The sequence below is a fragment of the Pantoea sp. X-Soil-ISGK-259 genome (assembly GCF_059730705.1).
Window position 1 is genome coordinate 3,334,922 of record NZ_AP035986.1, and the last position, 25,513, is coordinate 3,360,434.

At 56.7% G+C, this 25,513-nt stretch carries 27 protein-coding genes; 14 read left to right on the top strand and 13 right to left on the bottom strand.

Annotation, left to right across the window (positions count from 1 at the left end; all coding sequences use genetic code 11):
• Nucleotides 1-7: 7 nt before the first annotated feature.
• Together AC6I77_RS15820 and AC6I77_RS15825 are read right to left on the bottom strand one after the other, a co-directional pair.
• Nucleotides 8-1,156 (bottom strand): glycosyltransferase, encoded by a 1,149-nt coding sequence (locus AC6I77_RS15820; protein WP_008925683.1) that lies wholly within the window; start codon nt 1,154-1,156, stop codon nt 8-10.
• Nucleotides 1,157-1,211: 55 nt separating this feature from the next.
• A complete protein-coding gene (locus tag AC6I77_RS15825) occupies nt 1,212-1,370 on the bottom strand; it encodes a hypothetical protein (RefSeq protein ID WP_167518469.1) in 159 nt (52 codons plus the stop codon).
• Between AC6I77_RS15825 and AC6I77_RS15830 the strand changes: the two genes are divergently transcribed.
• From AC6I77_RS15830 to ruvX, 6 genes are all read left to right on the top strand, one after another.
• Nucleotides 1,369-1,881, top strand: coding sequence for a SprT family zinc-dependent metalloprotease (locus AC6I77_RS15830; RefSeq protein WP_078804940.1), 513 nt, complete (start codon nt 1,369-1,371; stop codon nt 1,879-1,881). The genes AC6I77_RS15825 and AC6I77_RS15830 overlap by 2 nt on opposite strands.
• Before the next feature lie 75 nt (nt 1,882-1,956).
• Complete coding sequence (endA, locus tag AC6I77_RS15835; RefSeq protein ID WP_008925684.1) at nt 1,957-2,661, top strand: deoxyribonuclease I; 705 nt, start codon at nt 1,957-1,959, stop codon at nt 2,659-2,661.
• Nucleotides 2,662-2,731: 70 nt separating this feature from the next.
• Nucleotides 2,732-3,463 (top strand): 16S rRNA (uracil(1498)-N(3))-methyltransferase, encoded by a 732-nt coding sequence (gene rsmE, locus AC6I77_RS15840; RefSeq protein WP_078804941.1) that lies wholly within the window; start codon nt 2,732-2,734, stop codon nt 3,461-3,463.
• 87 nt (nt 3,464-3,550) lie between these two features.
• Nucleotides 3,551-4,495, top strand: a complete 945-nt coding sequence (gene gshB / locus AC6I77_RS15845; protein ID WP_003853383.1) for a glutathione synthase — start codon at nt 3,551-3,553, stop codon at nt 4,493-4,495.
• Between the two features lie 87 nt (nt 4,496-4,582).
• Entirely contained in the window at nt 4,583-5,146 is a 564-nt protein-coding gene (locus AC6I77_RS15850) for a YqgE/AlgH family protein (protein ID WP_033762926.1), read from the top strand.
• Nucleotides 5,146-5,565 carry a Holliday junction resolvase RuvX gene (gene ruvX / locus AC6I77_RS15855; protein WP_003853387.1) on the top strand — a complete coding sequence of 140 codons (420 nt, stop codon included), beginning with the start codon at nt 5,146-5,148 and terminating at the stop codon, nt 5,563-5,565. Before AC6I77_RS15850 ends, ruvX begins: the two co-directional genes overlap by 1 nt.
• Here the strand turns inward: ruvX and AC6I77_RS15860 are convergent.
• Nucleotides 5,559-6,566, bottom strand: coding sequence for a type IV pilus twitching motility protein PilT (locus AC6I77_RS15860; protein ID WP_003853390.1), 1,008 nt, complete (start codon nt 6,564-6,566; stop codon nt 5,559-5,561). The genes ruvX and AC6I77_RS15860 overlap by 7 nt on opposite strands.
• Before the next feature lie 14 nt (nt 6,567-6,580).
• On the opposite strand from AC6I77_RS15860, the gene AC6I77_RS15865 reads away from it, so the two are divergent.
• From AC6I77_RS15865 to hemW, 4 genes are read left to right on the top strand one after another with little or no spacing between them, the layout of a single operon-like run.
• Complete coding sequence (locus AC6I77_RS15865) at nt 6,581-7,288, top strand: YggS family pyridoxal phosphate-dependent enzyme (RefSeq protein ID WP_008925687.1); 708 nt, start codon at nt 6,581-6,583, stop codon at nt 7,286-7,288.
• A gap of 12 nt (nt 7,289-7,300) precedes the next feature.
• Nucleotides 7,301-7,855, top strand: a complete 555-nt coding sequence (locus AC6I77_RS15870; protein WP_003853395.1) for a YggT family protein — start codon at nt 7,301-7,303, stop codon at nt 7,853-7,855.
• 21 nt (nt 7,856-7,876) lie between these two features.
• Nucleotides 7,877-8,470 carry an XTP/dITP diphosphatase gene (locus tag AC6I77_RS15875; RefSeq protein ID WP_003853397.1) on the top strand — a complete coding sequence of 198 codons (594 nt, stop codon included), beginning with the start codon at nt 7,877-7,879 and terminating at the stop codon, nt 8,468-8,470.
• Nucleotides 8,463-9,602, top strand: a complete 1,140-nt coding sequence (gene hemW, locus AC6I77_RS15880) for a radical SAM family heme chaperone HemW (protein ID WP_003853400.1) — start codon at nt 8,463-8,465, stop codon at nt 9,600-9,602. The genes AC6I77_RS15875 and hemW overlap by 8 nt, the downstream gene beginning before the upstream one ends.
• Nucleotides 9,603-9,652: 50 nt before the next feature.
• Here the strand turns inward: hemW and AC6I77_RS15885 are convergent, their stop codons facing one another.
• The 3 genes from AC6I77_RS15885 to trmB all read right to left on the bottom strand — a co-directional run bounded on the left by AC6I77_RS15885 (nt 9,653) and on the right by trmB (nt 11,480).
• The gene (locus AC6I77_RS15885; protein ID WP_003853402.1) at nt 9,653-10,369 is read right to left on the bottom strand and encodes a YggN family protein; all 717 of its coding nucleotides are present in this window, start codon (nt 10,367-10,369) and stop codon (nt 9,653-9,655) included.
• Nucleotides 10,370-10,434: 65 nt separating this feature from the next.
• Nucleotides 10,435-10,761 (bottom strand): YggL family protein, encoded by a 327-nt coding sequence (locus AC6I77_RS15890; RefSeq protein WP_003853403.1) that lies wholly within the window; start codon nt 10,759-10,761, stop codon nt 10,435-10,437.
• Nucleotides 10,761-11,480: a tRNA (guanosine(46)-N7)-methyltransferase TrmB gene (gene trmB / locus AC6I77_RS15895; protein WP_003853405.1), complete on the bottom strand. Its 720-nt coding sequence runs from the start codon at nt 11,478-11,480 to the stop codon at nt 10,761-10,763. Before trmB ends, AC6I77_RS15890 begins: the two co-directional genes overlap by 1 nt.
• 154 nt (nt 11,481-11,634) lie before the next feature.
• Between trmB and mutY the strand changes: the two genes are divergently transcribed.
• The 3 genes from mutY to mltC are packed head-to-tail and all read left to right on the top strand — an operon-like array spanning nt 11,635 to nt 14,126.
• Entirely contained in the window at nt 11,635-12,720 is a 1,086-nt protein-coding gene (gene mutY, locus AC6I77_RS15900; protein ID WP_003853407.1) for an A/G-specific adenine glycosylase, read from the top strand.
• Nucleotides 12,720-12,992, top strand: coding sequence for an oxidative damage protection protein (locus AC6I77_RS15905; protein ID WP_003853409.1), 273 nt, complete (start codon nt 12,720-12,722; stop codon nt 12,990-12,992). The genes mutY and AC6I77_RS15905 overlap by 1 nt, the downstream gene beginning before the upstream one ends.
• 54 nt (nt 12,993-13,046) lie before the next feature.
• Nucleotides 13,047-14,126: a membrane-bound lytic murein transglycosylase MltC gene (mltC, locus tag AC6I77_RS15910; protein ID WP_003853410.1), complete on the top strand. Its 1,080-nt coding sequence runs from the start codon at nt 13,047-13,049 to the stop codon at nt 14,124-14,126.
• 926 nt (nt 14,127-15,052) lie between these two features.
• On the opposite strand, the gene AC6I77_RS15915 is transcribed toward mltC, so the two are convergent.
• The gene (locus tag AC6I77_RS15915) at nt 15,053-17,206 is read right to left on the bottom strand and encodes an ornithine decarboxylase (protein WP_182630105.1); all 2,154 of its coding nucleotides are present in this window, start codon (nt 17,204-17,206) and stop codon (nt 15,053-15,055) included.
• 561 nt (nt 17,207-17,767) lie between these two features.
• Here AC6I77_RS15915 and acuI point away from each other — a divergent pair.
• Nucleotides 17,768-18,751: an acrylyl-CoA reductase (NADPH) gene (gene acuI, locus AC6I77_RS15920; protein WP_078804944.1), complete on the top strand. Its 984-nt coding sequence runs from the start codon at nt 17,768-17,770 to the stop codon at nt 18,749-18,751.
• A 28-nt stretch (nt 18,752-18,779) separates the two neighbouring features.
• Here the strand turns inward: acuI and AC6I77_RS15925 are convergent, their stop codons facing one another.
• From AC6I77_RS15925 to AC6I77_RS15950, 6 genes are all read right to left on the bottom strand, one after another.
• Nucleotides 18,780-19,277 (bottom strand): CinA family protein, encoded by a 498-nt coding sequence (locus AC6I77_RS15925; protein ID WP_078804945.1) that lies wholly within the window; start codon nt 19,275-19,277, stop codon nt 18,780-18,782.
• A 91-nt stretch (nt 19,278-19,368) separates the two neighbouring features.
• Nucleotides 19,369-20,145, bottom strand: coding sequence for a heme ABC transporter ATP-binding protein (locus tag AC6I77_RS15930; RefSeq protein WP_078804946.1), 777 nt, complete (start codon nt 20,143-20,145; stop codon nt 19,369-19,371).
• The gene (locus AC6I77_RS15935) at nt 20,145-21,143 is read right to left on the bottom strand and encodes a FecCD family ABC transporter permease (RefSeq protein ID WP_039659324.1); all 999 of its coding nucleotides are present in this window, start codon (nt 21,141-21,143) and stop codon (nt 20,145-20,147) included. Before AC6I77_RS15935 ends, AC6I77_RS15930 begins: the two co-directional genes overlap by 1 nt.
• Nucleotides 21,136-21,957 carry a heme/hemin ABC transporter substrate-binding protein gene (locus tag AC6I77_RS15940; RefSeq protein ID WP_004571227.1) on the bottom strand — a complete coding sequence of 274 codons (822 nt, stop codon included), beginning with the start codon at nt 21,955-21,957 and terminating at the stop codon, nt 21,136-21,138. The genes AC6I77_RS15935 and AC6I77_RS15940 overlap by 8 nt, the downstream gene beginning before the upstream one ends.
• Nucleotides 21,954-22,985 (bottom strand): hemin-degrading factor, encoded by a 1,032-nt coding sequence (locus AC6I77_RS15945; protein ID WP_078804948.1) that lies wholly within the window; start codon nt 22,983-22,985, stop codon nt 21,954-21,956. Before AC6I77_RS15945 ends, AC6I77_RS15940 begins: the two co-directional genes overlap by 4 nt.
• 49 nt (nt 22,986-23,034) lie before the next feature.
• Complete coding sequence (locus tag AC6I77_RS15950; RefSeq protein ID WP_008925696.1) at nt 23,035-25,407, bottom strand: TonB-dependent receptor domain-containing protein; 2,373 nt, start codon at nt 25,405-25,407, stop codon at nt 23,035-23,037.
• Between the last annotated feature and the right edge of the window lie 106 nt (nt 25,408-25,513).

Consider the following 25,513-nt stretch of genomic DNA (forward strand, 5'->3'; position numbering starts at 1 on the left):
ACTGGTTCTATTCGTCATGCTTAACCTCAGTTAGGCGGTTAAACACACTCATCAGGTGCTTCATATAATTTTCCTCATAAAAACCGGTAATGCTCGCTTTAATAACCTGATGATCAGGAAAGTGAAAATCCCCGCTCATGGTGTTGAGAATAGCGGCCAGTGCCATGCTGTCATTAGTGGGATAGAGCTGACCATTGAGACCATTCTGAATAATTTCTGACGGGCCGCTGATGCAGTCGGATGAGACGCAGTAGACGCCACGTGATATCGCCTCCAGCAGAATCAGCGGGAAGCCTTCGAAGTTAGAGGTCATCACCAGGCAGGTGACCTGTTTAATATGGCGGCTGACATACGCCCAGGCGTTCTCCTGCCAGCCATGCCAGGTAATGCGATCCTGAATCCCGAGTTCCGCCACGTAGTGCTGACAGCGCGTCAGATCTTCGCCGTCCCCCACGATCTCCAGCGTCCAGGGCGTATCGAGTTTCTGCAAGGCATCAAACAGGTCTTTGAGCTGTTTCTGTCGCTGAAAATGGACGCGACCAATATAGAGAAACTTCAGCGCCTGCGGTCTGCCGATAACCTCATCATTGCGCCTGATGGGGTTATAGATGACATCAACGTCAGAGGCATGGGCGCCTAACTCAACCAGCTGCGCTTTGATCTCATGACTGATAGCAAAATGGTGATCGGCCCGCAGCAGATAATGTGGGCGATATCGTTCGCGCGGTGGCAGGTGCATCCAGCTCGAAAGCACGATTTTGCGGCCTGAAAGCGTAATAGCCCGACGCGTCATCAGACAGGGAATGGTGTTGAGGGTCAGAACATGATCGGGTTGATAGCGACGAAAGAAAGCAGCCATTCTCAGCGTGTGAATAAGATTTTTAATTTTCTTATTCCGCAGCGTGCAGACGCTCTCTGCCAGTACGGCATTGGCGGTCCAGGCGCGGGAGTGGCTCTCCTCTCCGCTGTTAATAATAAACAGCCCCGCTTCCGTTCCGGCTTCCGCATTCAGGGCGGTGATCAACTGACAGGTCACATTTTCCATACCACCGCGACCGGCCATCAAATCCGTCACCAGCACAATCCGTTGTTTCCTGACGTTATCATTATTTTTCATTGCTTTATCCATGCTCTGTGCCGTTCGCTTTTCATCCATTCACTCGCCAGTGAATGTCTGCAATAGAATATTCTAAAAAAGGCCATAACTATATTTAATCCAGCAATTTCAGCCGATGGGCTTCGCCATTCCCCACCATCGACAGGACGGCGTATTGCTTATCCGGAGACAGCTGGCGAAGTATAGACTCTGCGCCGCCCTGTTTGCGGCTAACGTTGAGTTCCTGCGCGGCGGCGATTATTCTGAGCACCATGAAAACACCTCGTCTCCCCATTGCCCTGCAGCAGGCCGTTATGCGCTCACTGCGTCAGTCGCTTGAGCGCGCAAATCAGGTACTGAAAACCGCTTATCCGGAACCGAAACTGCTCTATCAGCAACGCGGAACGGCGGCGGGCACCGCATGGCTGACTGCCTGGGAAATCCGCATCAATCCGGTGCTGCTGCTGGAAAATCAGCAGGCATTTATCGATGAAGTGGTGCCGCACGAGCTGGCGCATCTGCTGGTCTGGAAGCAGTTTGGTCGCGTCGCACCGCACGGCAAAGAGTGGAAGTGGATGATGGAGAATGTGCTGGGCGTTCCGGCACGACGCACCCATCAGTTTGAGATCGCCTCCGTGCGCAGCAACACTTTCGCTTACCGCTGTCAGTGTCAGCAACATCAGCTGACGGTGCGCCGCCACAATCGGGTGCTGCGCAAAGAGAGTGAATATCGCTGTGTGCACTGTGGCAGCCTGCTGGTCGCAGGCGAGTTTATCGCCTCCTGAGAACACTCCCCATTCCGCCCTATTCCACATTCTGTTAACCTGCCGCCCTTTTTCGTATTAGGTAGAAGCTGGAATATGTCTCGCATTTTAAGTCTGGCGGTTGCACTGCTGTTTGTCCCCGCCGCTGACGCCCTCAACCTGAATAACTATCATCAGAATAACTTTCAGCAGGCCAAAACCTTTGCGGCGGCGATCAATGCCGATGCGCCAGGTTCGTTTTATTGCGGCTGTAAAATTCAGTGGCAGGGAAAAAAAGGCACGCCCGATCTCAGCAGCTGTGGTTACCAGGTGCGCAAAAATGCGAACCGCGCTGCACGTATTGAGTGGGAACATGTGATGCCGGCATGGGAATTCGGTCATCAGCGCCAGTGCTGGCAGGAGGGAGGCCGCAAAAACTGCAGTAAAGATCCTGACTATCGCCGCATTGAAACTGACCTGCACAATCTGGAACCTGCGGTGGGTGAAGTGAATGGCGACCGTGGCAACTTCGCCTACAGTCAATGGAACGGCAGCGAGAAGCAGTACGGCCAGTGTGAGATGAAGATCGATTTTAAACTCAAACAGGCAGAGCCACCCGCTCGTGCGCGTGGCGCCATTGCCCGCACCTATTTCTACATGCGCGACCAGTATCATCTGCGCATTTCGCGCCAGCAGACGCAGCTGTTTACCGCCTGGGACAGGCTCTATCCCGTCACCCAATGGGAGTGCGAACGCGACCAGCGCATTGCAAAGGTTCAGGGCAATCACAATCCTTATGTGCAGCAGGCTTGCCAGCGCTAAAATCCCTGCCCTACACTAGCTCTTTTTCCCATGACGCCGCTGCAGCGCGGCGTCCGGTCTCAGGAATCTTATGCGCATACCTCGCATCTATCACGCCGAACCCCTGGACATCGGCAGTGAAATTACCCTGGATGAAGATGCATCCAATCATGTAGGCCGCGTGCTCCGGATGACGGCAGGTCAGCGTCTGGAACTCTTTGATGGCACTAATCTGACTTTTGCAGCAGAGATCACGCATGTTGATAAAAAGCGTGTAAAAGTATCCGTCACAGAGAGCCAGCCGGACGATCGCGAGTCGCCTTTACATCTGCATTTAGGTCAGGTGATGTCGCGCGGTGAAAAAATGGAATTCACTATCCAGAAATCGATCGAACTGGGCGTGAATATCATTACACCCTTGTTTTCCGAGCGCTGTGGCGTAAAGCTTGATGCTGAGCGTCTGGCGAAAAAAATCCAGCAGTGGCAGAAAATTGCGATTGCCGCCTGCGAGCAGTGCGGACGTAATCGCGTGCCGGAGATTCGTGAAGCGATGACACTGGAAGCCTGGTGTGCGGAAGCTGACAGCGGTTTAAAGCTCAACCTGCATCCCCGCGCCAGTCACAGCATCAACACGCTGCCACAGCCTGTTGAGCGGGTACGACTGCTGATTGGTCCTGAAGGCGGTTTGTCTGCGGACGAAATTGCGATGACGGCGCAGCACGATTTTACTGACATTTTGCTTGGCCCACGGGTATTACGCACCGAAACTACCGCGCTGACGGCCATTACGGCACTTCAGGTGAGGTTTGGCGACCTGGGTTAAGCGATACTTTCAGCGGTCCTGACTCATCGGCCCACTGCAGACCGAACCAGACGAGGCGGTCAATGCCGCCTCACCGAGGAGATAATAATGATTAAACTTGGCATCGTGATGGACCCTATTTCGTCCATCAATATTAAAAAAGACTCCAGCTTCGCCATGCTGCTGGAAGCACAGCGCCGTGGTTACGAAATTCACTACATGGAGATGCACGATCTCTCCATGCGTGGTGGCGTGGCGTCTGCCCGCACCCGCCTGCTGACCGTTGAGCAGAACCCTGAGAACTGGTTCCAGTTCGGCAGCGAGCAGGTGATCCCGCTGGCTGATCTGAACGTGGTGCTGATGCGTAAAGATCCGCCATTCGATACCGAGTTCATCTATGCGACCTACATTCTGGAGCGTGCTGAAGAGCTGGGTACGCTGATCGTGAATAAGCCGCAGAGCCTGCGCGACTGTAACGAAAAGCTCTACACCGCCTGGTTCGCCGAGTTTACGCCGGACACCCTGGTCACCCGCAGCAAAGCGCAGCTGCGTGATTTCTGGCAGGAGCATGGTGATATCATCATGAAGCCGCTGGATGGTATGGGCGGTGCGTCTATTTTCCGCGTGAAGAAAGACGATCCTAACTTTGGCGTGATTACCGAAACCCTGACCGAGCATGAGAGTCGTTTCTGCATGGCGCAGAACTACATTGCGGCAATCAAAGAGGGTGACAAACGCGTGCTGGTGGTGGATGGCGAGCCGGTGCCTTACTGCCTGGCACGTATTCCGCAGGGCGGTGAAACGCGTGGCAACCTCGCGGCTGGTGGGCGTGGTGAAGCACGTGCGTTAAGCGAAAGCGACTGGGAAATTGCACGTCGTGTTGGCCCGACGCTGAAAGCAAAAGGACTGATTTTTGTCGGTCTGGACATCATCGGTGATAAACTGACAGAAGTTAACGTGACCAGCCCAACCTGCATACGTGAAATTGAGGCTGCGTTCCCGATCTCCATCACCGGCATGTTGATGGATGCCATTGAGAAACGCCTGGGCTGAGCAAAACGCCGGGGCGAGGCTCCGTGATCAACCCAATACCGGTGCGGTCGTCGCGTGCCGGTTATTTTTTTGGTACATCGTGTGACAATGAATTTACAACATCACTTTTTGATTGCCATGCCTTCATTGCAGGATCCTTTCTTCAAACGTTCCGTAGTCTATGTCTGTGAACATAACGAAGAGGGTGCAATGGGACTGATCATTAATAAACCCATGGAAAACCTGACGGTTGAAGGCATTCTGAAGAAGCTGAAAATCTCTGCTGAAGATCGCGATCCGTCGATCAAGCTGGATAAACCGGTGTTTACCGGCGGGCCGCTGGCAGAAGATCGTGGCTTTATCCTGCACTCAGCCCAACGCACGTTTACCTCCAGCATTCGTGTGTCCGATAACACGATCATCACCACGTCCCGTGACGTGCTGGAGTCCATCGGCACGGCGTCTCAGCCCACCAATGTGCTGGTCGCGCTGGGTTACTGTGCCTGGGAAAAAGATCAGCTGGAGAATGAGCTGATGGAAAATGCCTGGCTGACGACGCCAGCTAACAGCAACATCCTGTTCCAGACGCCGATTTCAGAGCGCTGGCGCGAAGCGGCGCGCAGTATTGGCGTCGATATTCACAACATGGCCAGCGACGCCGGACACGCCTGATGTCAACTCAAACTCTGTTAGGTTTCGATTTCGGCACCAAAAGTATTGGTGTCGCCGTAGGGCAGCAACTCACTGGCAGCGCCCGACCGCTGACCGCCCTGAAAGCGCAGGATGGCATTCCGGACTGGCTGGTGATCGAAAAGCTGCTGAAAGAGTGGCAGCCCGATTTCGTGGTCGTCGGCTTACCGCTCAATATGGATGGCACTGAGCAGCCGTTAACTGACCGCGCGCGTAAATTTGCTAACCGTCTGCACGGTCGCTTTGGCATTCGTGTAGAGCTTCAGGATGAACGACTCAGCACGGTAGAAGCGCGTGCTGGCCTGTTTGAACGTGGTGGTTATCGCGCGCTCAATAAAGGGTCGGTTGATTCACAGTCTGCTGCCATCATTTTGCAGGACTGGTTCGAAAACCATTACTGACCTTCCGGCTTAATCAGCCCGTCAGCCTGACGCGCCAGCCTGCTCTGCTCAAACGTCTGCATACCGGCCTGTGCGCCGGTCTGTAGCATTGCCGGGATCTGGTGCATCTTGCCTTCCCTGATCAGATTCGTGATGCCAGGCGTGGCAATCAGTAGCTCAAACAGTCCAATGCGCGACCCGGCAGCAGACGGCACCAGTTTCTGTGCAATCACCGCTTTCAGGCTGCCTGCCAGTTGAGTGCGCACCAGATGCTTCTCCTCCGCCGGGAAGACATCCACCAGCCGATCTACCGCCTGTGCTGCGCCACGTGTGTGCAGCGTTGCCAGCACCAGATGGCCGGTCTCTGCCGCCGTTAGCGCCTGTCTGATTGTGTCGCTGTCGCGCAGTTCGCCCAGCAGAATGACGTCAGGATCTTCACGCAGTGCCGCCTTTATCCCCTGGGCGAACGAACTGCAGTGCAGGCCGATTTCGCGCTGCTGAATCAGCGACTGCTGGCTGTGGTGAATAAATTCAATCGGGTCTTCCAGCGTAATGATATGGCGCGCCTGCTGGCCGTTCAGCGCATCGACCAGCGCCGCCAGCGTGGTAGATTTACCGCTGCCCGTGGCACCGGTCACCAGAATCAGCCCATCCTGCTGCGTCAGTAACGTCGGCACAATAGCAGGCAGTTGCAGGCTCTCCAGCGTCGGGCACACAGAGGCAATAATGCGCAGCGCCAGTGACAGGCCGTTACGCTGCTTAAACAGGTTTGCGCGCAGACGCTGGCCGCAGGCCAGGCTCAGGGCGAAATCGAGCTGCCCTGTGCTCGCCAGTTCCTGACACTGCGGGTCACTGAGCCAGCGGGCCATAAACTGCGCCATCCAGTCAGCAGAGAGCACGGCCTGCTGTGGAATCGCCTCCAGCCGTCCCTGCCGTCGCCAGTAGGGCAAATGTCCGCTGCAAAGGTGCAGATCGACGGCATTATGCTTTACACTAAGCTCCACCATTTCATCCAGATTCATAATTTCTCCTGACTATGACCTCAATCCAGCAGAACCTACAGCAAGTGCGGCAGCGAATCGCCGCCGCTGCCGCGCAGTGCGGCCGCGCACCAGAAGAAATTACCCTACTTGCAGTCAGTAAAACCAAACCTGCGAGCGCGGTCGAAGAAGCCTTTGCCGCAGGCCAGATTGGCTTTGGTGAAAATTACGTTCAGGAAGGGGTTGAAAAGGTCCAGGCACTGGCCGCACATCCTGAGCTGGAGTGGCACTTCATCGGCCCGCTGCAGTCCAACAAAAGCCGTCTGGTGGCAGAAAATTTCGCCTGGTGTCACACCATTGACCGCCAGCGTATTGCGCAGCGGCTCAGCGATCAGCGGCCCGCCTCGCTGCCACCGCTGAATGTGTTAATTCAGGTAAATATCAGTGACGAGAACAGCAAATCTGGCATCATGCTGGAGGCCGTTTCCGGGCTGGCGGAGCAGATTGCTGCGCTGCCGCAACTGCGGCTGCGGGGATTGATGGCGATTCCGGCTGCGGAGAGCGATTATCAGCGTCAGCTGGCAGTGTGTCAGCAGATGGCGGAAGCCTTCCGGCAGTTGCAACAGCAGTATTCGGATATTGATACGCTTTCACTGGGAATGAGCGATGACATGGAGGCGGCAATCGCCGCAGGCAGTACGATGGTGCGTATCGGCACCGCCATTTTTGGCGCACGAGATTATGCGCACAACTCACAACAATAATAGAGGAACTTCATGTTAACACTGACGTTTTTAGTAAAAACGCTGATCGATCTCTACGTCATGGTGCTGCTGTTACGCATCTGGATGCAGTGGTCCCGCTGCGATTTTTACAATCCAGTGGCACAGTTTGTCGTTAAAGTGACACAGCCGGTTGTTAAGCCACTGCGCCGCATACTGCCGGCTCTGGGGCCGATTGATACTGCTTCACTGCTGCTGGCCTTTGTGCTGACCACGCTGAAATACCCGATTTTATTGCTAATCCAGGTGGGTGTGTTCTCGGTCGATCCGACTAATCTGCTGGTCGGCCTGCTGTCGCTGGTTAAATCCGCCGGCTATCTGGTCTTCTGGGTCATCATCGTACGCTCTCTGATGAGCTGGATTAGCCAGGGTCGGGGTCCTGTCGATTATCTGCTGGTGCAGTTAACCGAGCCGATGATGGCACCGATTCGCCGTATTCTGCCTGCGATGGGCGGCATCGATTTCTCAGCGATGATCGTCATCCTGGTGCTGTATGCCCTGAACTTTCTCGGCATGGACCTGTTCCCGGGTCTCTGGTATCTGCTGTAAATGAATCAAACTGGAACTGTTATGCAAAAAGTTGTCCTCGCAACCGGCAATCCCGGCAAAGTGCGTGAGCTGGCGGAGTTACTCTCCGCCTTTGGTCTGGATATCGTCGCGCAGACTGACCTTGGGGTTGAATCGGCGGATGAGACCGGCCTGACCTTTATTGAGAACGCGATTCTCAAGGCGCGTCACGCGGCACAGATCACCGGATTACCGGCCATTGCCGATGACTCCGGCCTGGCCGTGGATGCGCTGGGCGGCGCGCCTGGCATCTACTCTGCGCGCTACGCCGGTGAAGAGGCCAGCGATCAGCAGAACCTGGAGAAGCTGCTGCAGGCGCTGGAAAATGTGCCTGACGGTCAGCGCCAGGCGCAGTTTCACTGCGTGCTGGTCTATCTGCGTCATGCGGAAGACCCGACCCCGCTGGTGTTCCACGGCAGCTGGCAGGGTGAGATTACCCGCTCCGCCTCTGGCACCGGTGGCTTTGGTTACGACCCGATTTTCTTTGTCCCGGCGCTGGGTAAAACAGCGGCCGAGCTGAGTAAAGCGGAAAAAGGTGCAGCTTCTCACCGGGGTAAAGCATTGACGCTGTTGCTGGAAGCCATGCGTAATGCCTAATCTGCCGCCGTTAAGTCTCTATATCCACATTCCGTGGTGCGTACAGAAATGTCCCTACTGTGATTTTAACTCCCATGCGCTAAAAGATGAGGTGCCGCACGTTGAATACGTACAGCACCTGCTGCGCGATCTGGAGATCGACCTGCCGCTGATCGGTGACCGTGAAGTGCGCACGATCTTCATCGGTGGCGGCACGCCCAGCCTGCTGAGCAGCAGCGCGATGCAGATGCTGATGGATGGTGTGCGGGCGCGTCTGACGCTCTCCCCTGATGCCGAAGTGACCATGGAAGCCAATCCGGGCACCGTGGAAGCGGACCGGTTCAGTGCCTATCAGCGCGCCGGTATTAACCGTATTTCGATTGGCGTGCAAAGTTTCAGCCCGCAAAAGCTGCAGCGTCTTGGCCGCATTCATGGCCCGGAAGAGGCCGTCCGCGCCGCTGAACTGGCGGAGTCTCTGTCGCTGCGCAGCTTTAACCTCGACCTGATGCATGGCCTGCCCGATCAGTCGCTGGAAGAGGCGCTTGATGATTTACGTCAGGCGATTGCGCTGAATCCGCCGCATCTCTCCTGGTATCAGCTCACTATCGAACCCAACACCCTGTTTGGCTCACGCCCGCCGGTGCTGCCGGATGATGATGCGCTGTGGGATATTTTCGAACAGGGCGATCAGTTGCTGCAGGCGGCCGGTTATCAGCAGTATGAGACCTCCGCCTACGCGAAGCCGGGTTATCGCTGTGAACACAACCTCAACTACTGGCGCTTCGGCGACTATCTGGGAATTGGATGTGGCGCGCACGGCAAGCTGACGCAGCCAGATGGCCGCATTGTTCGCACGGTGAAAACCCGTCATCCGCGTGGGTTTATGCAGGGCAACTATCGCGAAAAGCAGTACGACGTTGCCGATAGCGACAAGCCGTTTGAATATTTTATGAACCGCTTTCGCCTGCTGGAGGCCGCGCCGCGTGACGAATTCTGCCGCTACACCGGCTTGTCAGAGCAGGTGATTCGTCCACAGATGGATGCCGCGATTGCCGCCGGTTACGTGATAGAAACCGCTGAGCAGTGGCAGATTACGGAGAAAGGAAAACTCTTCCTGAACTCGCTGCTGGAGCTGTTTTTAGCGGAAGAATAGGCGAGGAAGGGTTAAAAAAAACGCCTCAGCCCGGCAGGCTGAGGCGTTTTTTATTTTTTCAGTGCGCCCGTAAGCTGTTTACGCTGATCTTCCAGCGAAATAACGCGATTACACACCTCGTGGCCGAAGTTCTGGAAATCCTGCTCCTGTTTGCTCCACTCAGCCTGAATCGACTGCTGCAAACCGCCAAGATTCCCCATAATCGCCTGCAGGGGATTACTTCCACCGCTGCCCTGCTTACTGCCCATCTCATTCAGACTATCCTGCATCACGCCGCCCAGCGTCGACTGCACCAGCCTTTCACCTTCGGCGCGCACCTGATCAATCGCCTGATGGTGGAACGTCAGCCCGTCTTCACGGTGTTCAATAATGCGATTCATCTGCTGTTTCAGCTGGCCATTCAGTGTGGTCAGGCGATTGCGCACGTTGCTGTCGGTGCCCAGTTTCTCAACGATGACCCGATCCAGTGCCGCCCGCCCTTTCTCCAGACGTGACGTCGCCCCGCTGTCGATCCACGGCAGATCGCGACGCAGCGCGTTCTGATAGTCGATCGCTTTCTGGCGCTCAGCATTATCCAGCGTGACCTTCTGTCCATTGAACTGCACGTCGCCCTGCGGCGAGATTTCCATATTGCCGTTGGCACCGACCACCTGCACACTCTGTGGTCTGATGACCACATCGTCCTGAGGCTTAACGCTGCATTCATAGGCTGCCTGAGCCTGAGTTGCTGCTACCAGCAGCACAGCAAGAAGCGTTTTACGCATCATATCTACTCCCTAAGATCGGGTCTGAAACCCTTTGATCGGGCCTCAGCCCGACACGGTGTGACGACTTAGTCCCACCAGACGTCAAAGAGTTCAGTCATCTGCACGTCCTGCAGCTTGCGGTCTTCAAGCCATTTGCGAACCAGCGCACGATGTTCATCAGTACATTTGCCGGTTTTCTGCAGGCAAACCAGACCTTCCCACACCAGGTAACCGCTGCCATCGAAAGCCAGACCGTTAGGATCGATCGCTTCGTTGATGAACTGGTTCAGCGTCTCATCAATTTCGCTTTCGCTGGTGCCTTCCGGGAAACGCCAGGCAACCGAGAAGCCCAGTTCCTGAAACTCATCGATGTGCAGTTTTTTACGTAAACGGCGGCTGCGTTGTGTGGCCATTATTTCACCCTCTCAAACATTAAATCCCATACGCCGTGGCCTAAACGCTGCCCGCGCTGCTCAAACTTGGTCAGTGGACGCGTCTCAGGACGCGGCACGTAATTGTGTTGTTCTGACTGGTTGCGGTAGCCAGAAATGCTGTTCATCACTTCCAGCATATGTTCCGCGTAGGCTTCCCAGTCGGTCGCCATGTGGAAAACGCCGCCCAGCTTCAGTTTACGCATCACCAGCTCGGCGAAAGGCACCTGAACGATACGGCGTTTATTGTGGCGCGCTTTATGCCATGGATCGGGGAAGAAAAGCTGAACCATACGCAGTGAGTTATCCGGAATCATCTTCTCCAGCACTTCCACCGCGTCATGACACATTACCCGCAGGTTCTGCACATCGGCTTCTTTCGCGGAAGCCAGACAGGCACCTACGCCTGGCGCATGCACTTCAATACCCAGGAAGTTCTGATGCGGCGTGTTCTGCGCCATAGTGACCAGCGAGGCACCCATGCCAAAGCCAATCTCCAGCGTCACCGGGGCTTCGCGGCCAAACAATGCGGGCAGATCGACAGGCTCCGGCTGATATTCCACCCCCATGATCGGCCACAGGGTGTCCAGCGCCTGCTGCTGGCCTTTTGTTAAGCGACCCTGGCGGCGCACAAAGCTACGGATCCGGCGCAATGGCCGCCCGTTCTCATCAAATTCTGGGGTGATGACGTCATTAATCATGTAAAAGCCTGCTGGTTAGCCTGTTCCGGGAAACGGGCATTATGCAAAGTTCATAAGCAGAAGCAAGCCTTTGCAATCTTCCGGTTTACACCCAGGTGCGCATGTGCTGGAATTCCTGCCTGAGTGTAGAGTAAACACGGAAAATTGCCTTCTTATGATGCAAGCGCCGCAGTTCGCGCAACAGGTGCTGGACTGGTATCAGCGCTTTGGTCGCAAAACCCTGCCGTGGCAGCTGGAGAAAACGCCTTATAAGGTGTGGCTCTCTGAAGTGATGCTACAGCAAACCCAGGTTGCCACGGTAATCCCCTATTTTGAACGCTTTATGGCGCGCTTCCCCACGGTTACCGATCTGGCTGCGGCACCGCTCGATGAGGTGCTGCATCTCTGGACCGGGCTGGGCTACTACGCCCGTGCGCGTAATCTGCATAAAGCCGCAAAGCAGATTGTTGAAGTGCATCAGGGCGAGTTCCCGCGTAATTTTGATGATGTCTCTGCCCTGCCCGGCGTTGGCCGCTCCACGGCCGGCGCGATTCTGTCGCTGTCGCTGGGCCAGCACTTCCCGATTCTGGATGGCAACGTCAAGCGTGTGCTGGCTCGCTGCTATGCCATTGGCGGCTGGCCGGGTAAAAAAGAGGTCGAAAAGCGTCTCTGGCAGATCAGTGAAGAGGTCACCCCTGCCGAGGGCGTCAGCCAGTTTAATCAGGCAATGATGGATCTGGGTGCTCTCGTCTGTACCCGATCGAAGCCGAAGTGTGAAATCTGTCCGCTGAACAGCGGCTGTGAAGCTTACGCCAGCAGCAGCTGGGCGAGCTATCCCGGCAAGAAACCTAAGCAGGTGCTGCCGGAACGCAGCGGCTGGTTCCTGATGATGCAGGATGGCGATGATGTCTGGCTGGAGCAGCGTCCGCCTGTGGGCCTGTGGGGCGGTCTGTTCTGCTTCCCGCAGTTCACCACCGAAACGGCGCTCACCGACTGGCTGACGGCGCGTGGCATCCATGCAAAACCGCAGCAGCTAACCGCGTTTCGTCACACCTTCAGCCATTTCCATCTTGATATCGTGCCAATGTGGCTGTCATGGCCTTCTGCCGGGGCGGCGATGGATGAAGCAGGCGGTCTCTGGTATAACTTAGCGCTGCCACCATCTGTGGGATTAGCTGCACCCGTTGAGCGCCTGTTACACGAGCTGCGCCATCCCCGACAACTGGCTTTGGACAGTTGTGAGATTAATGAGGAAGAGTAATGAGCCGCACCATTTTTTGTACTTTTTTACAGCGCGACGCGGAAGGTCAGGATTTTCAGCTCTATCCGGGCGACCTGGGTAAGCGTATTTACAACGACATCTCCAAAGAAGCCTGGCAGAAGTGGATGGCGAAACAGACCATGTTGATCAACGAGAAAAAGCTCAACATGATGAATCCCGAAGATCGTAAAGTGCTGGAGAAGGAGATGATCAATTTCCTGTTCGAAGGTAAAGACGTTCATATCGAAGGCTATACACCGCCAGAAGCGTAAACATTCCGGGCCTCATCACTGAGGCCGGTTATCCAGGTCAGGCTTGCATTCCCAATGAATAAAAAATTAATCGCCCTGCTGGTGATAGCACCACTTCTGGTTTCCTGCTCCGGGTCAAAGAAGCAGCAGACCCACGAGGAGTGGGTAAAAGACACCAACGCCTTTGATATTCTGATGGGGCAGTTTGCTCATAATATTGAGAATATCTGGGGTATCAATGAGGTCCTGATCGCCGGACCAAAAGATTACGTCAAATACAGCGACAACTATTACACCCGCAGCCACATCAACTTTGAAAGCGGTAAGCTGACCATCGAGACGATTTCTGGCACCGATCCGATGGCCAGTCTGCGTCAGGCGATCGTGACCACGCTGTTGATTGGTGAAGATCCGGGTAATGTCGATCTCTATTCTGACGCCAACGACATCGAGATCAGTAAAGAGCCGCTGCTCTATGGTCAGGTGCTGGATAACACCGGTCAGCCGATTCGCTGGCAGGGCCGCGCGGAAGCTTTTGCTGACTATCTGATCCAGAATAAGTTGATGCGTCGCACTTCGGGTCTGCATGTGATTTACAGCATTTCGATTCCGATGGTGCCGAACCACCTGGACAAACGTGCGCACAAATACCTGCCGATGGTGCGTAAAGCTTCCGAACAGTATGGTGTCGATGCCTCATTGATCCTGGCGATTATGCAGACCGAGTCGAGCTTTAACCCCTACGCCGTAAGCCACTCTGATGCGCTGGGTCTGATGCAGGTGGTGCAGCACACCGCCGGTGTTGACGTCTTCCGCATGAAGGGTAAATGGGGCAAGCCGAGTCGCAGTTATCTGCTGGATCCAGAGAACAATATTGATGCCGGTACGGCTTATCTGTCGCTGTTGCAGCGCAGCTATCTGGGCGGCATTCAGGATCCGGTATCACGCCGCTATGCGGTGATCACCGCCTATAACGGTGGTGCAGGCAGCGTGTTGCGCGTCTTCTCCAGCGATAAAGATCGGGCGTTTTCGATGATCAACGGTATGTCATCCAGCAAGGTTTACTCGACCCTGGCGAACCAGCACCCATCGGCGGAGTCGCGTCGTTATCTGTATAAGGTGAGTACTGCGCAGAAGAGTTATCGGGGATTCTGATCGGCCCGCTGAAGCGGGGTTGTTGTTCGCTGCGCGAACGGGGCTTGAGTACGGAGCTGAAGCTGGTGTTTGTTCGCTGCGCGAACGGGCGCTGAGAAGGTTTCGTTCGCCTGGCAGCGAGCTGGCACTGAGCGGGTTCCGACCGCCTGGCCGATGGTTCGCTGCGCGAACAGGCGCTGAGAAGGTTTCGTTCGCCTGGCATGCTGGGCAGTTTCAGTCACGCCTCTGCAGGCGACCAACAAGGGGGCGCCAGTCGCCGCGCCCCCTTGACCCCGGGCTCCGGCCTGCTTCACCGCCGCTTCGCGATCCCTTCGCTTCTTCAGGATTTCTCACGGACCGTCGGGACGCGCCATCCCTGGCGCGAACCCGCCTCTTCGCGACATCCCTGTCGCTCGTCCTGAAATCCCTCATCCGCTCAGCGGTTCTGACGGCCTCCCTTTCCCCGCTTTTATCTCTTCTTTAAATGTTGATTCATTGTCGCTGAAAGTTTTCAAAATTAGCTTTGCTTTCGGTCCATCAGACAGCGCCGCACCACAGAAAGCAAAAAGAAATCGCAGGCAGGGGTTTTACCAGAGGCGTCCGAAGCGCTGAGGAACAACCGGAGGCCAGGATGAGCCGACAGGACGTCGGCGAAAGGACGGAACGAGCCAGGGATGGCGAGTCCGGACGGTCCTCGGGCCGCAGGGCGTGACGAAGGCACCCCGCAAAGCGGGGCGCGCAGGCAGCCGGACGCCGGGATTGTTAAGGGGCGGGCGGACGCCTTTACACGTCCGCCTGCTCAGGCGAACTGAAACTCCCCCACGCCTGGCGGACGGAACCCGCTCAGCGTCAGTATGCTGGCAGGCGAACGAAAAATTCTCAGCGCCCGTTCCCGCAGCGAACAAAAAGGCCCGGCGGGCCGCTACCCGCCTCTGCCCCCGCTCAGATCAGCGCTCCACTATCATATTCGCCACCAGATACTTCTGTCCCTGGTCATCCTCTTCGGTATAAACACCCTGCAGCTCCGGCGAGAAGCCCGGCAGCAGGTTAAGCCCCTCTTCCAGCGCCAGGAAATAACGCTGCACCGCGCCACCCCACACTTCACCTGGCACAACGCACAGCACGCCAGGAGGATAAGGCAGCGCGCCTTCAGCAGCGACACGCCCGGCTGCATCGGCAATGGGGACCAGCTCCACTTCGCCGCGAATATAAGCCTGATGCGCATCCTGCGGATTGACCCTCACTGGCGGGAACTCCGCAGCGCGGAACATCAGACGCTGCAGATCCTTAACGTTGTGACTGACGTAGAGATCGTGCATCTCCTGACAGAGGCGACGCAGAGTATAGCCGGCATAGCGTTGCGCATTCTTGCGATAAATCGTCGGCAGCACTTCGGCCAGCGGCGCATCCTCTTTTACATGCTGCTCAAACTGCGCCAGCATCGCCACCAGATTCGCCATCTTCTCCGGACTCTCAGCCGGGGTCAGCAGGAACAGGATCGAGTTGAGATCGCACTTCTCCGGCACAATGCCGTTCTCACGCAGGTAGTTCGCCAGTATGGTCGCGGGGATCCCAAAATCACTGTATTCGCCGCTGGCAGCATCGATGCCCGGCGTGGTCAGCAGCAGCTTGCAGGGATCGACCCGATATTGATCGCGGGCGTAACCCGCAAAGCCGTGCCACTTCGACTGGGGTTCAAAGCTGAAATAGCGCAGATCGCGGGCGATCGTCTCCGTAGGCGCATCCTGCCAGCGCTGACCCTCTACCGTCTCCGGCACAAACGGCAGGATCATTTCACAGCGGTCCAGGATCGCTTTACGTGCATCAATGCCCACCATGACGCACTCATCCCACATGCGACGCCCCGCTTCGCCCTGATGAATTCTGGCGTTGATATCCAGCGCGGCAAACAGCGGATAGAACGGGCTGGTTGATGCATGCAGCATAAAAGCGTTATTCAGTCGCTTGTGCGGACAGAAACGCCGCTGTCCGCGAATGTGATTATCTTTTTTGTGGATCTGCGAGGTTTGTGAAAAACCTGCCAGCTGCTTATGCACGGACTGCGTGACAAAGATGCCGGGATCGTTCTCATTCAGCTCTAGCGTCAGCGGCGAACAGCCCTCCATCAGGGGAATGAACTGCTCATAGCCGAGCCACGCGGAATCAAACAGGATGTAATCACACAGATGACCAATACGATCTACGACCTGACGTGCGTTGTAAACCGTACCGTCGTAGGTGCCCAGCTGGATGATCGCCAGACGGAAAGGCCGCGCCTCTGTCGCGCGCTCTGGTGCCACTGTCGCTATCTGCTCGCGCAGATAGGCTTCATCGAAACAGTGCGCGTCAATGCCGCCGATAAAACCGAAGGGGTTACGTGCCGCTTCAAGATAAACCGGGGTCGCGCCCGCCTGAATCAATGCGCCATGATGATTAGACTTATGATTGTTGCGGTCAAACAGCACCAGATCGCCGCGGGTCAGCAGCGCATTGGTCACTACTTTATTGGCGCTGGAGGTGCCGTTAAGCACAAAGTAAGTTTTGTCGGCGTTAAATACCTTTGCTGCATACTTCTGCGCATCTTTGGCTGAGCCTTCGTGGATCAGCAGATCGCCCAGTTTGACGTCGGCGTTGCACATATCAGAACGGAAAACATTCTCGCCGTAAAAGTCATAAAACTGTTTACCCGCCGGATGCTTTTTAAAAAACGCGCCGCCCTGATGGCCGGGACAGGCAAAGGTGCTGTTCTGCATGTCGACATAGCGGGTCAGCGTCTCGAAAAAGGGTGGCAATAGCTCAGCTTCATACGCCTGCGCAGCCGCTTCCAGCGCTATCCACTCCTGCGGCTCGCCATTCAGCTCACCGCTGACGCCGGGCAGGTGCATCACCTCTTCTTCAAACGCATTTGCGACAAACACCGGCAGATTAAAGCCGGTATGCCGCAGCAGCGCCAGTACACCGCTGCGGGTATCTGCCAGCGAAACGACAACCGCTGCCACATCAGTAAAGTCGGTGTTATCCAGCGTCACTACGTCACGCGAGGTGTTCAGGGTCAGACTGGGCGCGACAGCGGCGCTGGCAGCAATTTTCAGTGGAGTCATAACAGAATCCCTAACGTCAGGGAGGAAGTGCCTGAGGCACAATCATGGGGACAGCGCCCCGGCGAATTATTAACAGAAAGGCATTACGCAGCCCATGGAGAAAAGCCCCACAACCGCGGCCTGGCTGGCCTCACCGCATGAGAAATAACGAAGCGTTCGGCAATGTGGAAAACACGATGTGCGCCGGAAAAAGCGAACGGTAATCCGGGCGAGTGCGCGGTGAACCGGACATGGCGACGTCCTCTGTGATGAAGAAGCAGGGTCAAAAAGTGGCGGTCATAATGTCATCTTTTTTATACGTGGACAACCCGACCCGGACAATTATTCAGTCACCCTGCAAAAATGTAACAACATGATTTTTATAGCCTATTTATCATAAAAAATTCACAATTCGACTAATTATCTGAATTATATGCAAATTTATGCATCAGCCTCTACACTCCTGTCAGCACGCTTTTCCGCGCCAGCCACCCGCTTCACCTGGCGAGGCGGCCATTGCCCTACCGCATTACTGCTGTCAGGCGTAAACTGATCCCTCTTTCCCACTCTGCCGGAGGCTGCATGTTCAAGGCACTGGTCATTGAAAATGACGAACAAGGTTACCGTTCCCTGCTGAAAGATCTCCCCGAATCTCAACTGCCCGACCACGATGTCACACTCGACGTCAGCTACTCATCCCTGAACTACAAAGATGCCCTGGCTATCTGCAACAAAGGCCCGATAGTGCGCCAGTTCCCGATGGTGCCAGGTATCGACTTTGTGGGGCGTGTGACCGCCAGCCGCCATCCCGACTGGAAAGAGGATGATGTGGCGCTGCTGACGGGCTGGGGCGTGGGCGAAAAACAGTGGGGTGGCCTGGCGCAGAAAGCCAGCGTCAGCGGCGACTGGCTGGTCCGTGTGCCCGCAGCGCTGAGTCCGCTGCAAACCATGGCCATCGGTACAGCGGGGCTGACCGCGATGCTCTGTGTGATGGCGCTCGAAAAACAGGGCATCACACCGGAACGCGGACCGGTGCTGGTGACCGGGGCCAGTGGCGGCGTCGGCAGCTACAGCGTCAGCCTGCTGGCGCGTCTGGGCTATGAAGTAGTTGCGTCGAGCGGACGCACCAGCGACCCTGCATATCTGATCGAGACGCTGGGCGCGGCATCGGTCATTGACCGTGAAGCGCTTTCCCAGCCTGGCAAACCGCTGGCAAAAGAGCGCTGGGCCGCCGCGATAGACAGCGTCGGCAGTCATACTCTGGCCAATGTGCTGGCCGCTACGCAGCGTGACGGCGCGGTTGCCGCCTGCGGCATGGCACAGGGACTCGATCTGCCAGCCAGCGTTGCCCCCTTTATTTTGCGTGGCGTTACGCTGGCCGGGGTCGATAGCGTGATGTGTCCGAAGCCACTTCGTGAGCAGGCGTGGCAGCGACTCGGCGAGCTGATGGATAGTGAACGGCTCAACAAGCTGAGCCGGGTCATTCCGCTGAGTGAAGCCAGAGAAGGTGCGCATGCATTGCTGGATGGCAAAGTACAGGGCCGCCTTATTGTCGACTGCCGCTAACGCTTTTAAAGGCGCGTGAATCGCGCCTTTATCGATCGGCTCGCTGCAGCCGTTTGATCAGCCCTTCCAGCGCGAACTGCGTGCCCTGCTCCATCACCGATTTTGGATCGCCGCTGAACTGATGGCACTCCGCCTCGACCCTGCCGTCGGGCAACACCCAGCCAAACCAGATAGTGCCTGCCGGTGTGCCATCCTCGCCGCCGTCCGGTCCGGCATAGCCGGTGATTGAAAGTCCTACCGGTTCACCAGAGCGGGCGCAGGCTCCCTGCACCATCTCCCTCGCTGTTTTCTCGCTCACCGCCGTGTGCTGTTTCAGCGTGTCTGGATGTACCCCCAGCAGACGCGTTTTGGCATTTTCACTGTAGGTTACGAAGCCGCTGGTATAGAAGTCACCGCTGTTTTCCACGGCGGCCAGCGTCATGCTGATCAGTCCGGCGGTACAGGATTCGGCGGTCGCCAGATGAAGTCCGGAGGAGAGTAAAATATTACCCAGTTGCTCAGCGGTTTGATCTAATGATTTTGCCATTATGGTCTCCTTAAGGCTGCCCGGAACTCCAGGTATAGCGCAAAATCAGCGATTCAAAGCGCGCAACACAATGTTTTTAAAGCGAAACGGTCTAGATACGCAGCTGGATATGCGGCTGTCCACTTTCGGCATGTGCCACTACCTGAAGATCGGCCTGGTACCAGCGCGTCAGCGTCGCTTCCGTCATTACCGCCTGCGGCGAACCTTGTGCCACCAGTTGGCCTGCGTGCAGCAGCAGTATGCGATCGGCCCACAATGAAGCCTGATTAAGGTCATGTAACACGGTACAGACGGTGAGATCTCCGGCGCGCGTCAGCTGGCGTAGTAAACGCAAGGTTTGCTGCTGCCAGAAGAGATCCAGCGCAGAGGTCGGCTCATCCAGAAACAGCCAGCCGCGTGGTCTTCCCTCCAGCCAGAGCTGTGCCAGCACCCGCGCCAGCTGCACTCGTTGTTGTTCACCGCCGGAGAGCTGGCGGTAATCGCGCTGCGCCAGCCTTTCACAACCGGTCAGCCGCATGACCTCAGCCACAATTTGCGTCGTCTGCGCTTCCGGCCAGGGCGCACGGCCCATCGCCACGACCGACTGCGCTGACTGTGCAAAGGTCAGGTTGTTCTGCTGGCGCATCACTGCCCGACGTCGTGCCAGCTGCTCACGCGGCCATGTCGTCAGCCGTCGGTCGCCCAGCCAGCACTCGCCCCGATCGGGCGACAGAAATCCCGTCAGCATCCGCAGTAGCGTCGATTTACCTGCGCCGTTGGGACCAATCAGCGCCACCAGCTCTCCACCTGACAGCGTGACGTCGAGATTATCGATAACGGTTTTGTCGCCGTGCGCGAGACACAATCCCCTGGCCTGTAAAATTTCCATCACTCCAGCCCTCGCTGTTGACGCAGAATCAGCCAGAGAAACCACGGACCGCCAATCAGGCTGGTCAGTAGCCCGACTGGCATCTCGGCCGGAACCACCAGAGTGCGCGCCAGCGTATCGGCCAGCAGCAGCAGAATAGCCCCCGCCAGTGCTGAGCCGGGCAGCAGCCAGCGATGATCGCCGCCAAGGCAAAAACGCATCACGTGTGGCACCACCAGTCCGACGAAGCCGATCACGCCGCTGACCGAGACCGCTGTACCGACAAGCAGCGCGCTGAGGATCAGCAGCTGATGCTGAGTACGCTTCACATCAATCCCCATGTAGTGCGCATCCTCTTCGCCCGCCTGCAGCAGGTTAAGGTGGCGGGCGCGAGTCTGTAGCAGCAGCAAGGCTGGCAGAATCAGCAGCAGGCAAATCAGCAGTGCGGGCCACTGTGTCTGGCTAAGGCTTCCCATGCCCCACAGCGACAGCTGGCGCAGCTGCTGATCGTTGCTCAGCCATGACAGCACGCCTACCGCCGCACCGCACAACGCATTAATCGCAATACCGACCAGCAACAACCGCGAAAGATTGCCGCGCGCCAGCCGACTGAAACTGAAGAGCAGCAGTGTCACCAGCAGACTGCCGATAAACGCAGCGATCATCGGTAGCCACAATGCCAGTGGTGCCGGCAACGCCAACGGAATAATGATTGCCAGCGCCACCGCCAGTCCCGCCCCGCTGCTGATCCCCAGCAGACCGGGATCGGCCAGTGGGTTACGAAAAACACCCTGCATCACCGCGCCAGAGACTGCCAGCGCCATGCCCATCACCACCGCCAGTAGCACGCGCGGCAGGCGGATATCCAGCCAGATCTGCCAGATAAGATCGCTAAGCGGTGCCTGCCATAGCGCCCGCACTGAAAGCGACATCGCCCCCAGATTTGCCGCCAGCACCATCGCCGCCAGCAGGAAGATCAGCATCAGCAACAGGCCACGCAGCGCATTATCCTTAATCATGGTTCAGCGATTCCGCCGCCTGACGCAATTTCACGATTGCCCGCGGTGTATCAAGGCCAAACCCCAGCAGTGCCATGGTGTCGATCACCAGCAGACGGTGCTGCTGCCCGGCAGGTGTCAGCGTCAGACCCGGTAACTGCCACAGCTGCGCTTCGCCGCCCAGCGTTTTCAAGCCATCCTCGCCGATTACCACCAGATCCGGCGCGGCGGCGATCACCCCTTCCTGCGACAGTGCCTGATAGTGCGGCACCGAGCCCATAGCATTCTCCAGCCCGGCGCTGCGAATGGCGCCATCGGCCGCAGTCTGATTTCCAGCCGCCATCGATTTCATGCCGCTGTTCGCCATGATGTAGAGCACTTTTACCGGCAGCGGTTGCTGCGGCAACTGGCGAATCTGCTGCGTCATTTGCCGTGCCAGAGCCTGAGCTTCGCTTTCACGCTGCAGCGCCTGACCCACAGTGATAATTTTCTGCGGGATCGCCTGCAGGCTGCTGTCGCCGCTGACCGTGACCACCCTGACGCCCGCGCGGGCAATCTGTTGCAGTACCAGCGACGGCTGCGCCTGCTCGCTGGCGATCACCAGCGTTGGTTTCAGTGCCAGAATGCCTTCGGCGTTGAGCTGGCGCATATAACCCACGTCCGGCAGTCGGGTGGCCTGCGCCGGGCGCAGACTGGTGCTGTCGCGCGCCACTAGCTGTGACTGGGCATCCAGCGCATAGATAATCTGGGTGACGTCACCGCCAATCGACACCACCCGCTCCGCCGCCAGTGATGGCAGCGTCATGAGCAGCCATAACAACATCACTCTTTTCATGCCGCCGCTCCCGGCGTGTGGAGTGCGCCAATCTGCTCGCGCCAGCTTGACTGCTCTGGCGTACCCTCCGTGCGCTGACCGTAGAGCTGGGCGATCTGTGTGCCGTCGGCGGCGAACAGTTCCAGGCTGGTAACAAAGCCATCGCCCGTTGGCTTGCGTGTTACCCAGCTTTCGCTGATCTGATCAGCCATCAGATGCAGTGTGAACTGCGGATTGAAGATGTTGAGCCAGTTTTCCACTGGCTGCAGCTTCTCTACCCTGCCGGTGAAAATCTGAGTACAGCCACGGTTGCCGACAAAAATCATAATTTCATTGCCCGCCTGCTGTGCCATCTGTAGCAGGCGCTCAAGCGCATCGTTACCGGTCTGCCTGGCGAGATCGTCACCCACCGCGCGAAACGCCTGCGGTCGTGACACCTGATGGCGCTTAAGCAACGCGAAAAATTGATGAACATCGGTCATGGCGCGCCATTCACGGTCGATGGCGGTGGCATCAACCGCCTCAGTCAGGGGAGCTGCAGCAGCCGGCTCAACCACAAGCGGCGTCGCCGCGGCGTCGGTAAAGTCGGCAATCAGCGTCTGCCACGCTGCCATGTTGGTCTGCTCCGTGACGTAAACTTTCAGCACCGCATCGCCATGACGATCAAAGATCTGAATACTGTGACGAACGCCCTGCCCGGTTGGCTCCTGCAGAGCAAAGGCGCTGCACCACTGACCGACGAACAGGCGCAGATCGAGTGCACGGGGATTAAGCACCAGGCCACCATGTGCGCCAATCTGCACATTGTGGTATTCACCCAGATGTTCATGTACCGCATAAGCGTTACGCGTAATGTTTTTGGTTTCGCCGACTGCGCCAAGTGCCTTCAGCAACGCCGGAAAATCGCGTTTCAGCGCCACGGCATCAACGCCGATGCGCGCTTCACACAATTCCGCTTCGCTGATGCCGATCAGCGCAGCCAGGTCGCGGGCATATTTCTTCGGTTGTTCACCTTTAATGGCAAGATAGTGCTGATAAATCGGGTTCATGACTCAGGCTCTCTTAGTAATGCCCTGCATCAGCGCAGGGCGACGGCTATCAAAAATCGACGTTAACACCTAACTGGAAAGTACGGCCCGGCATCACGGCCAGTGCCTGATCGTTGCGCTCCTGCTGAGTGGCGCTGGTCAGTTCACGACTGCTGAGGTAATCCCAGTATTTGCGATCGGTTATGTTGTAAAGCCCGCCACTCAGCCTGACGTTATGTGCGACGCGCCAGTAAGCGGTCATATCCACCATGCCATAACCTGGTACCCGCATGTAATCGGTGCTGGAGTCGGCCAGGCTGCTGCCGTTGTTAGCGAAGCTTTCGCGGTTAGTCGCGCTGGCTTGCTTACCTTTGACAAAGGTAGCGGTAACGGCGGCCCCGTAGCCACGCGCCTCATCATCCCAGGCGAGTCCGACAATCGCTTTCATCGGAGCAACACTCTCCAGATCGATGTAGCGGTCACCAAGGTAGCGTGACTTTGCCGCGCCCTGCGTGTAACCCAACGCCAGATTGGCGCTCAGACCCTCGACCTCATTGAACCAGCTACCGAAGTTCACTTTACTGCTGATTTCAGCCCCGTAGATGTAGGCTTTATCGCGGTTCTCCGCCTGATAGGTGGTGTAAATGTTGGCGGGCACATTAACGAACTGACCCGGATTAGCCGCCCGGCTGTAACGTGTAAAGGCAATAAAGTTTTTATAGTCGTTATAAAAAGCGGCAGCGTTAAGCGTGACGCCTTTTGCCACCTCTCCTTTTACACCCCACTCGTAGTTGTTGCTGGTTTCGGTTTTCAGGTCTGCATTACCAATCAGCGCATACTGTGCGGTGCCGGCATAGCTGGAGCCAAGGTTCCATGAGCCATAGAGCTGGGTATCGTTGGGGAACTGCGCGCCACGGGTATATTGCAGATAAGTCATCAGCTTCGGTGTCAGATCGAACTGGAAGGCGATCGACGGCAATATCTGGGTGTCGCTGTTTGGCGATCCGTAGAGCGCTGAAACTTCGCTGGCGTCAAGCACGCTACTGTTCGTGGTCAGCGTCGCCACATCACGTGGTCGGGTGTTCTGATAGGCCACGCGCGCGCCCGGCACGATAGCCGCCCGATGTCCGTCAGCATCGAAGCTGATAGTATCCTGCAGATAACCGCCCACGCTGTAGCTGCGGCTGTTAGCCTGCGGCTGCATAATCGCAGTAAAAGCACTGGCTGGCGGTGACTGACGGAAAGGTCGCTCAGTATCCACCAGACGCGCATTCAGCCCGGCACTCAGTTCATGTCGCCCGACGCTTTTAAGCGCTCGGGTGTCAAAACCGTAGCTGTCGCTGTTGTAATCGGAATAGACGGTTTGCCTGGCGGTGGCACTCGACGGCATTAGGGTGTTGTCATGCGCCTGGGTCTGCTGCCAGTAAACGCGGGTCGTCAGGCTGTCGATCAGGTCATTGTAAGGGGTGTACTCATCCGCCAGGCTGATGCCCCAGCGGCGGGTATCACTCTGCTGCTGTGCCGTTCCCCAGACGGTATTGCCGGAAGTGCTCCAGCTGTCGTAATGGCTGTGGTGAGTTTTGTGATAGTAATCGACCGTTGCGCTGAGCTTGTGAGCATCATTGGGCTGCCAGATGCCGGAAGTCATAAAGGCATCGGAGTGCCAGTTGGCCGGATAAGCATCGAGCGTATCGCTGTTGTTACGGGTCTGCTGTCCGTCACGACGGCTGTAAACAAAAATGCCACTCAGCGTGTCATCGCCTGCTGCTGCAGTCATGCCGTTGTGCCAGCTGCGGCTGGCGGAGTCGTAGTCACTTTGATAGCCGAAAAAGGTCGGCTTGCCGGAGTACAGATAGTCGTCCGGGGATTTGTTACGGAACGAGACGTTGCCGCCAATTGAGGTGTTCGACTGATCCACTGCTGTGGCGCCCTTCTCAATCTCAATACGCCCAAACATATAAGGATCGATGTAATCGCGGCCAATGCCAAAGCTGTCGAGACCAGCGCGTCCTACATAGCTGCGGCCAGTGGCCTGCGGCAACGGAATGCCGTCCACATCCAGACCGACGCGGTTGCTCTCGAGGCCTCGAATGTTGTAGCCGGTATAACCAGCCCGATCAAAACCGCTCTTACCGGCTGATGAACCGCCACTAGTACCGGTGGCACTGATCAGCGGTTCATAGCGCATAATCGATCCAAAGTCAGTGGCACCACGCTGTTGCAGATCGCTGGCAGAGAGCGAGGTTTTACTGCCTGCCGTTTTCTTAATTTCCGGCGCCGTCACCGTCATTACCTGTTCGGTATTGCTGTCAGAGCGGTCAGAAAGGGCTAGCGTGGCAGATTCACTGCCCGCAGCATAAGTGCAGGTGGTATTGATGAAGGTGGCGAGCAACGCCAGTTGAGTCAGACGCGGTTGCGTCAATCTCCGAAAACGTGGTGACATAGGCGCGAATTACCTGATTAATTGTTAGTATTCGCTCACTTGTTTGCTGGCAACAGTAAAACGGCTCCGCATAAAAGCCGTGAAAAGTCAGAACATCATGCTGGTG

Coding starts and splice junctions, on each gene's coding strand:
- AC6I77_RS15945 (WP_078804948.1), bottom strand. CDS start 22,985: ATGAACCCGATTTATCAGCACTATCTTGCCATTAAAGGTGAACAACCG.
- AC6I77_RS15950 (WP_008925696.1), bottom strand. CDS start 25,407: ATGTCACCACGTTTTCGGAGATTGACGCAACCGCGTCTGACTCAACTG.
- AC6I77_RS15915 (WP_182630105.1), bottom strand. CDS start 17,206: ATGACTCCACTGAAAATTGCTGCCAGCGCCGCTGTCGCGCCCAGTCTG.
- mltC (WP_003853410.1), top strand. CDS start 13,047: ATGAATAAAAAATTAATCGCCCTGCTGGTGATAGCACCACTTCTGGTT.
- AC6I77_RS15820 (WP_008925683.1), bottom strand. CDS start 1,156: ATGGATGAAAAGCGAACGGCACAGAGCATGGATAAAGCAATGAAAAAT.
- AC6I77_RS15860 (WP_003853390.1), bottom strand. CDS start 6,566: ATGAATCTGGATGAAATGGTGGAGCTTAGTGTAAAGCATAATGCCGTC.
- AC6I77_RS15865 (WP_008925687.1), top strand. CDS start 6,581: ATGACCTCAATCCAGCAGAACCTACAGCAAGTGCGGCAGCGAATCGCC.
- AC6I77_RS15850 (WP_033762926.1), top strand. CDS start 4,583: ATGAATTTACAACATCACTTTTTGATTGCCATGCCTTCATTGCAGGAT.
- hemW (WP_003853400.1), top strand. CDS start 8,463: ATGCCTAATCTGCCGCCGTTAAGTCTCTATATCCACATTCCGTGGTGC.
- AC6I77_RS15935 (WP_039659324.1), bottom strand. CDS start 21,143: ATGATTAAGGATAATGCGCTGCGTGGCCTGTTGCTGATGCTGATCTTC.
- gshB (WP_003853383.1), top strand. CDS start 3,551: ATGATTAAACTTGGCATCGTGATGGACCCTATTTCGTCCATCAATATT.
- AC6I77_RS15905 (WP_003853409.1), top strand. CDS start 12,720: ATGAGCCGCACCATTTTTTGTACTTTTTTACAGCGCGACGCGGAAGGT.
- endA (WP_008925684.1), top strand. CDS start 1,957: ATGTCTCGCATTTTAAGTCTGGCGGTTGCACTGCTGTTTGTCCCCGCC.
- AC6I77_RS15925 (WP_078804945.1), bottom strand. CDS start 19,277: ATGGCAAAATCATTAGATCAAACCGCTGAGCAACTGGGTAATATTTTA.
- AC6I77_RS15940 (WP_004571227.1), bottom strand. CDS start 21,957: ATGAAAAGAGTGATGTTGTTATGGCTGCTCATGACGCTGCCATCACTG.
- AC6I77_RS15830 (WP_078804940.1), top strand. CDS start 1,369: ATGAAAACACCTCGTCTCCCCATTGCCCTGCAGCAGGCCGTTATGCGC.
- mutY (WP_003853407.1), top strand. CDS start 11,635: ATGATGCAAGCGCCGCAGTTCGCGCAACAGGTGCTGGACTGGTATCAG.
- AC6I77_RS15875 (WP_003853397.1), top strand. CDS start 7,877: ATGCAAAAAGTTGTCCTCGCAACCGGCAATCCCGGCAAAGTGCGTGAG.
- AC6I77_RS15870 (WP_003853395.1), top strand. CDS start 7,301: ATGTTAACACTGACGTTTTTAGTAAAAACGCTGATCGATCTCTACGTC.
- AC6I77_RS15930 (WP_078804946.1), bottom strand. CDS start 20,145: ATGGAAATTTTACAGGCCAGGGGATTGTGTCTCGCGCACGGCGACAAA.
- rsmE (WP_078804941.1), top strand. CDS start 2,732: ATGCGCATACCTCGCATCTATCACGCCGAACCCCTGGACATCGGCAGT.
- ruvX (WP_003853387.1), top strand. CDS start 5,146: ATGTCAACTCAAACTCTGTTAGGTTTCGATTTCGGCACCAAAAGTATT.
- trmB (WP_003853405.1), bottom strand. CDS start 11,480: ATGATTAATGACGTCATCACCCCAGAATTTGATGAGAACGGGCGGCCA.
- AC6I77_RS15825 (WP_167518469.1), bottom strand. CDS start 1,370: ATGGTGCTCAGAATAATCGCCGCCGCGCAGGAACTCAACGTTAGCCGC.
- AC6I77_RS15885 (WP_003853402.1), bottom strand. CDS start 10,369: ATGATGCGTAAAACGCTTCTTGCTGTGCTGCTGGTAGCAGCAACTCAG.
- acuI (WP_078804944.1), top strand. CDS start 17,768: ATGTTCAAGGCACTGGTCATTGAAAATGACGAACAAGGTTACCGTTCC.
- AC6I77_RS15890 (WP_003853403.1), bottom strand. CDS start 10,761: ATGGCCACACAACGCAGCCGCCGTTTACGTAAAAAACTGCACATCGAT.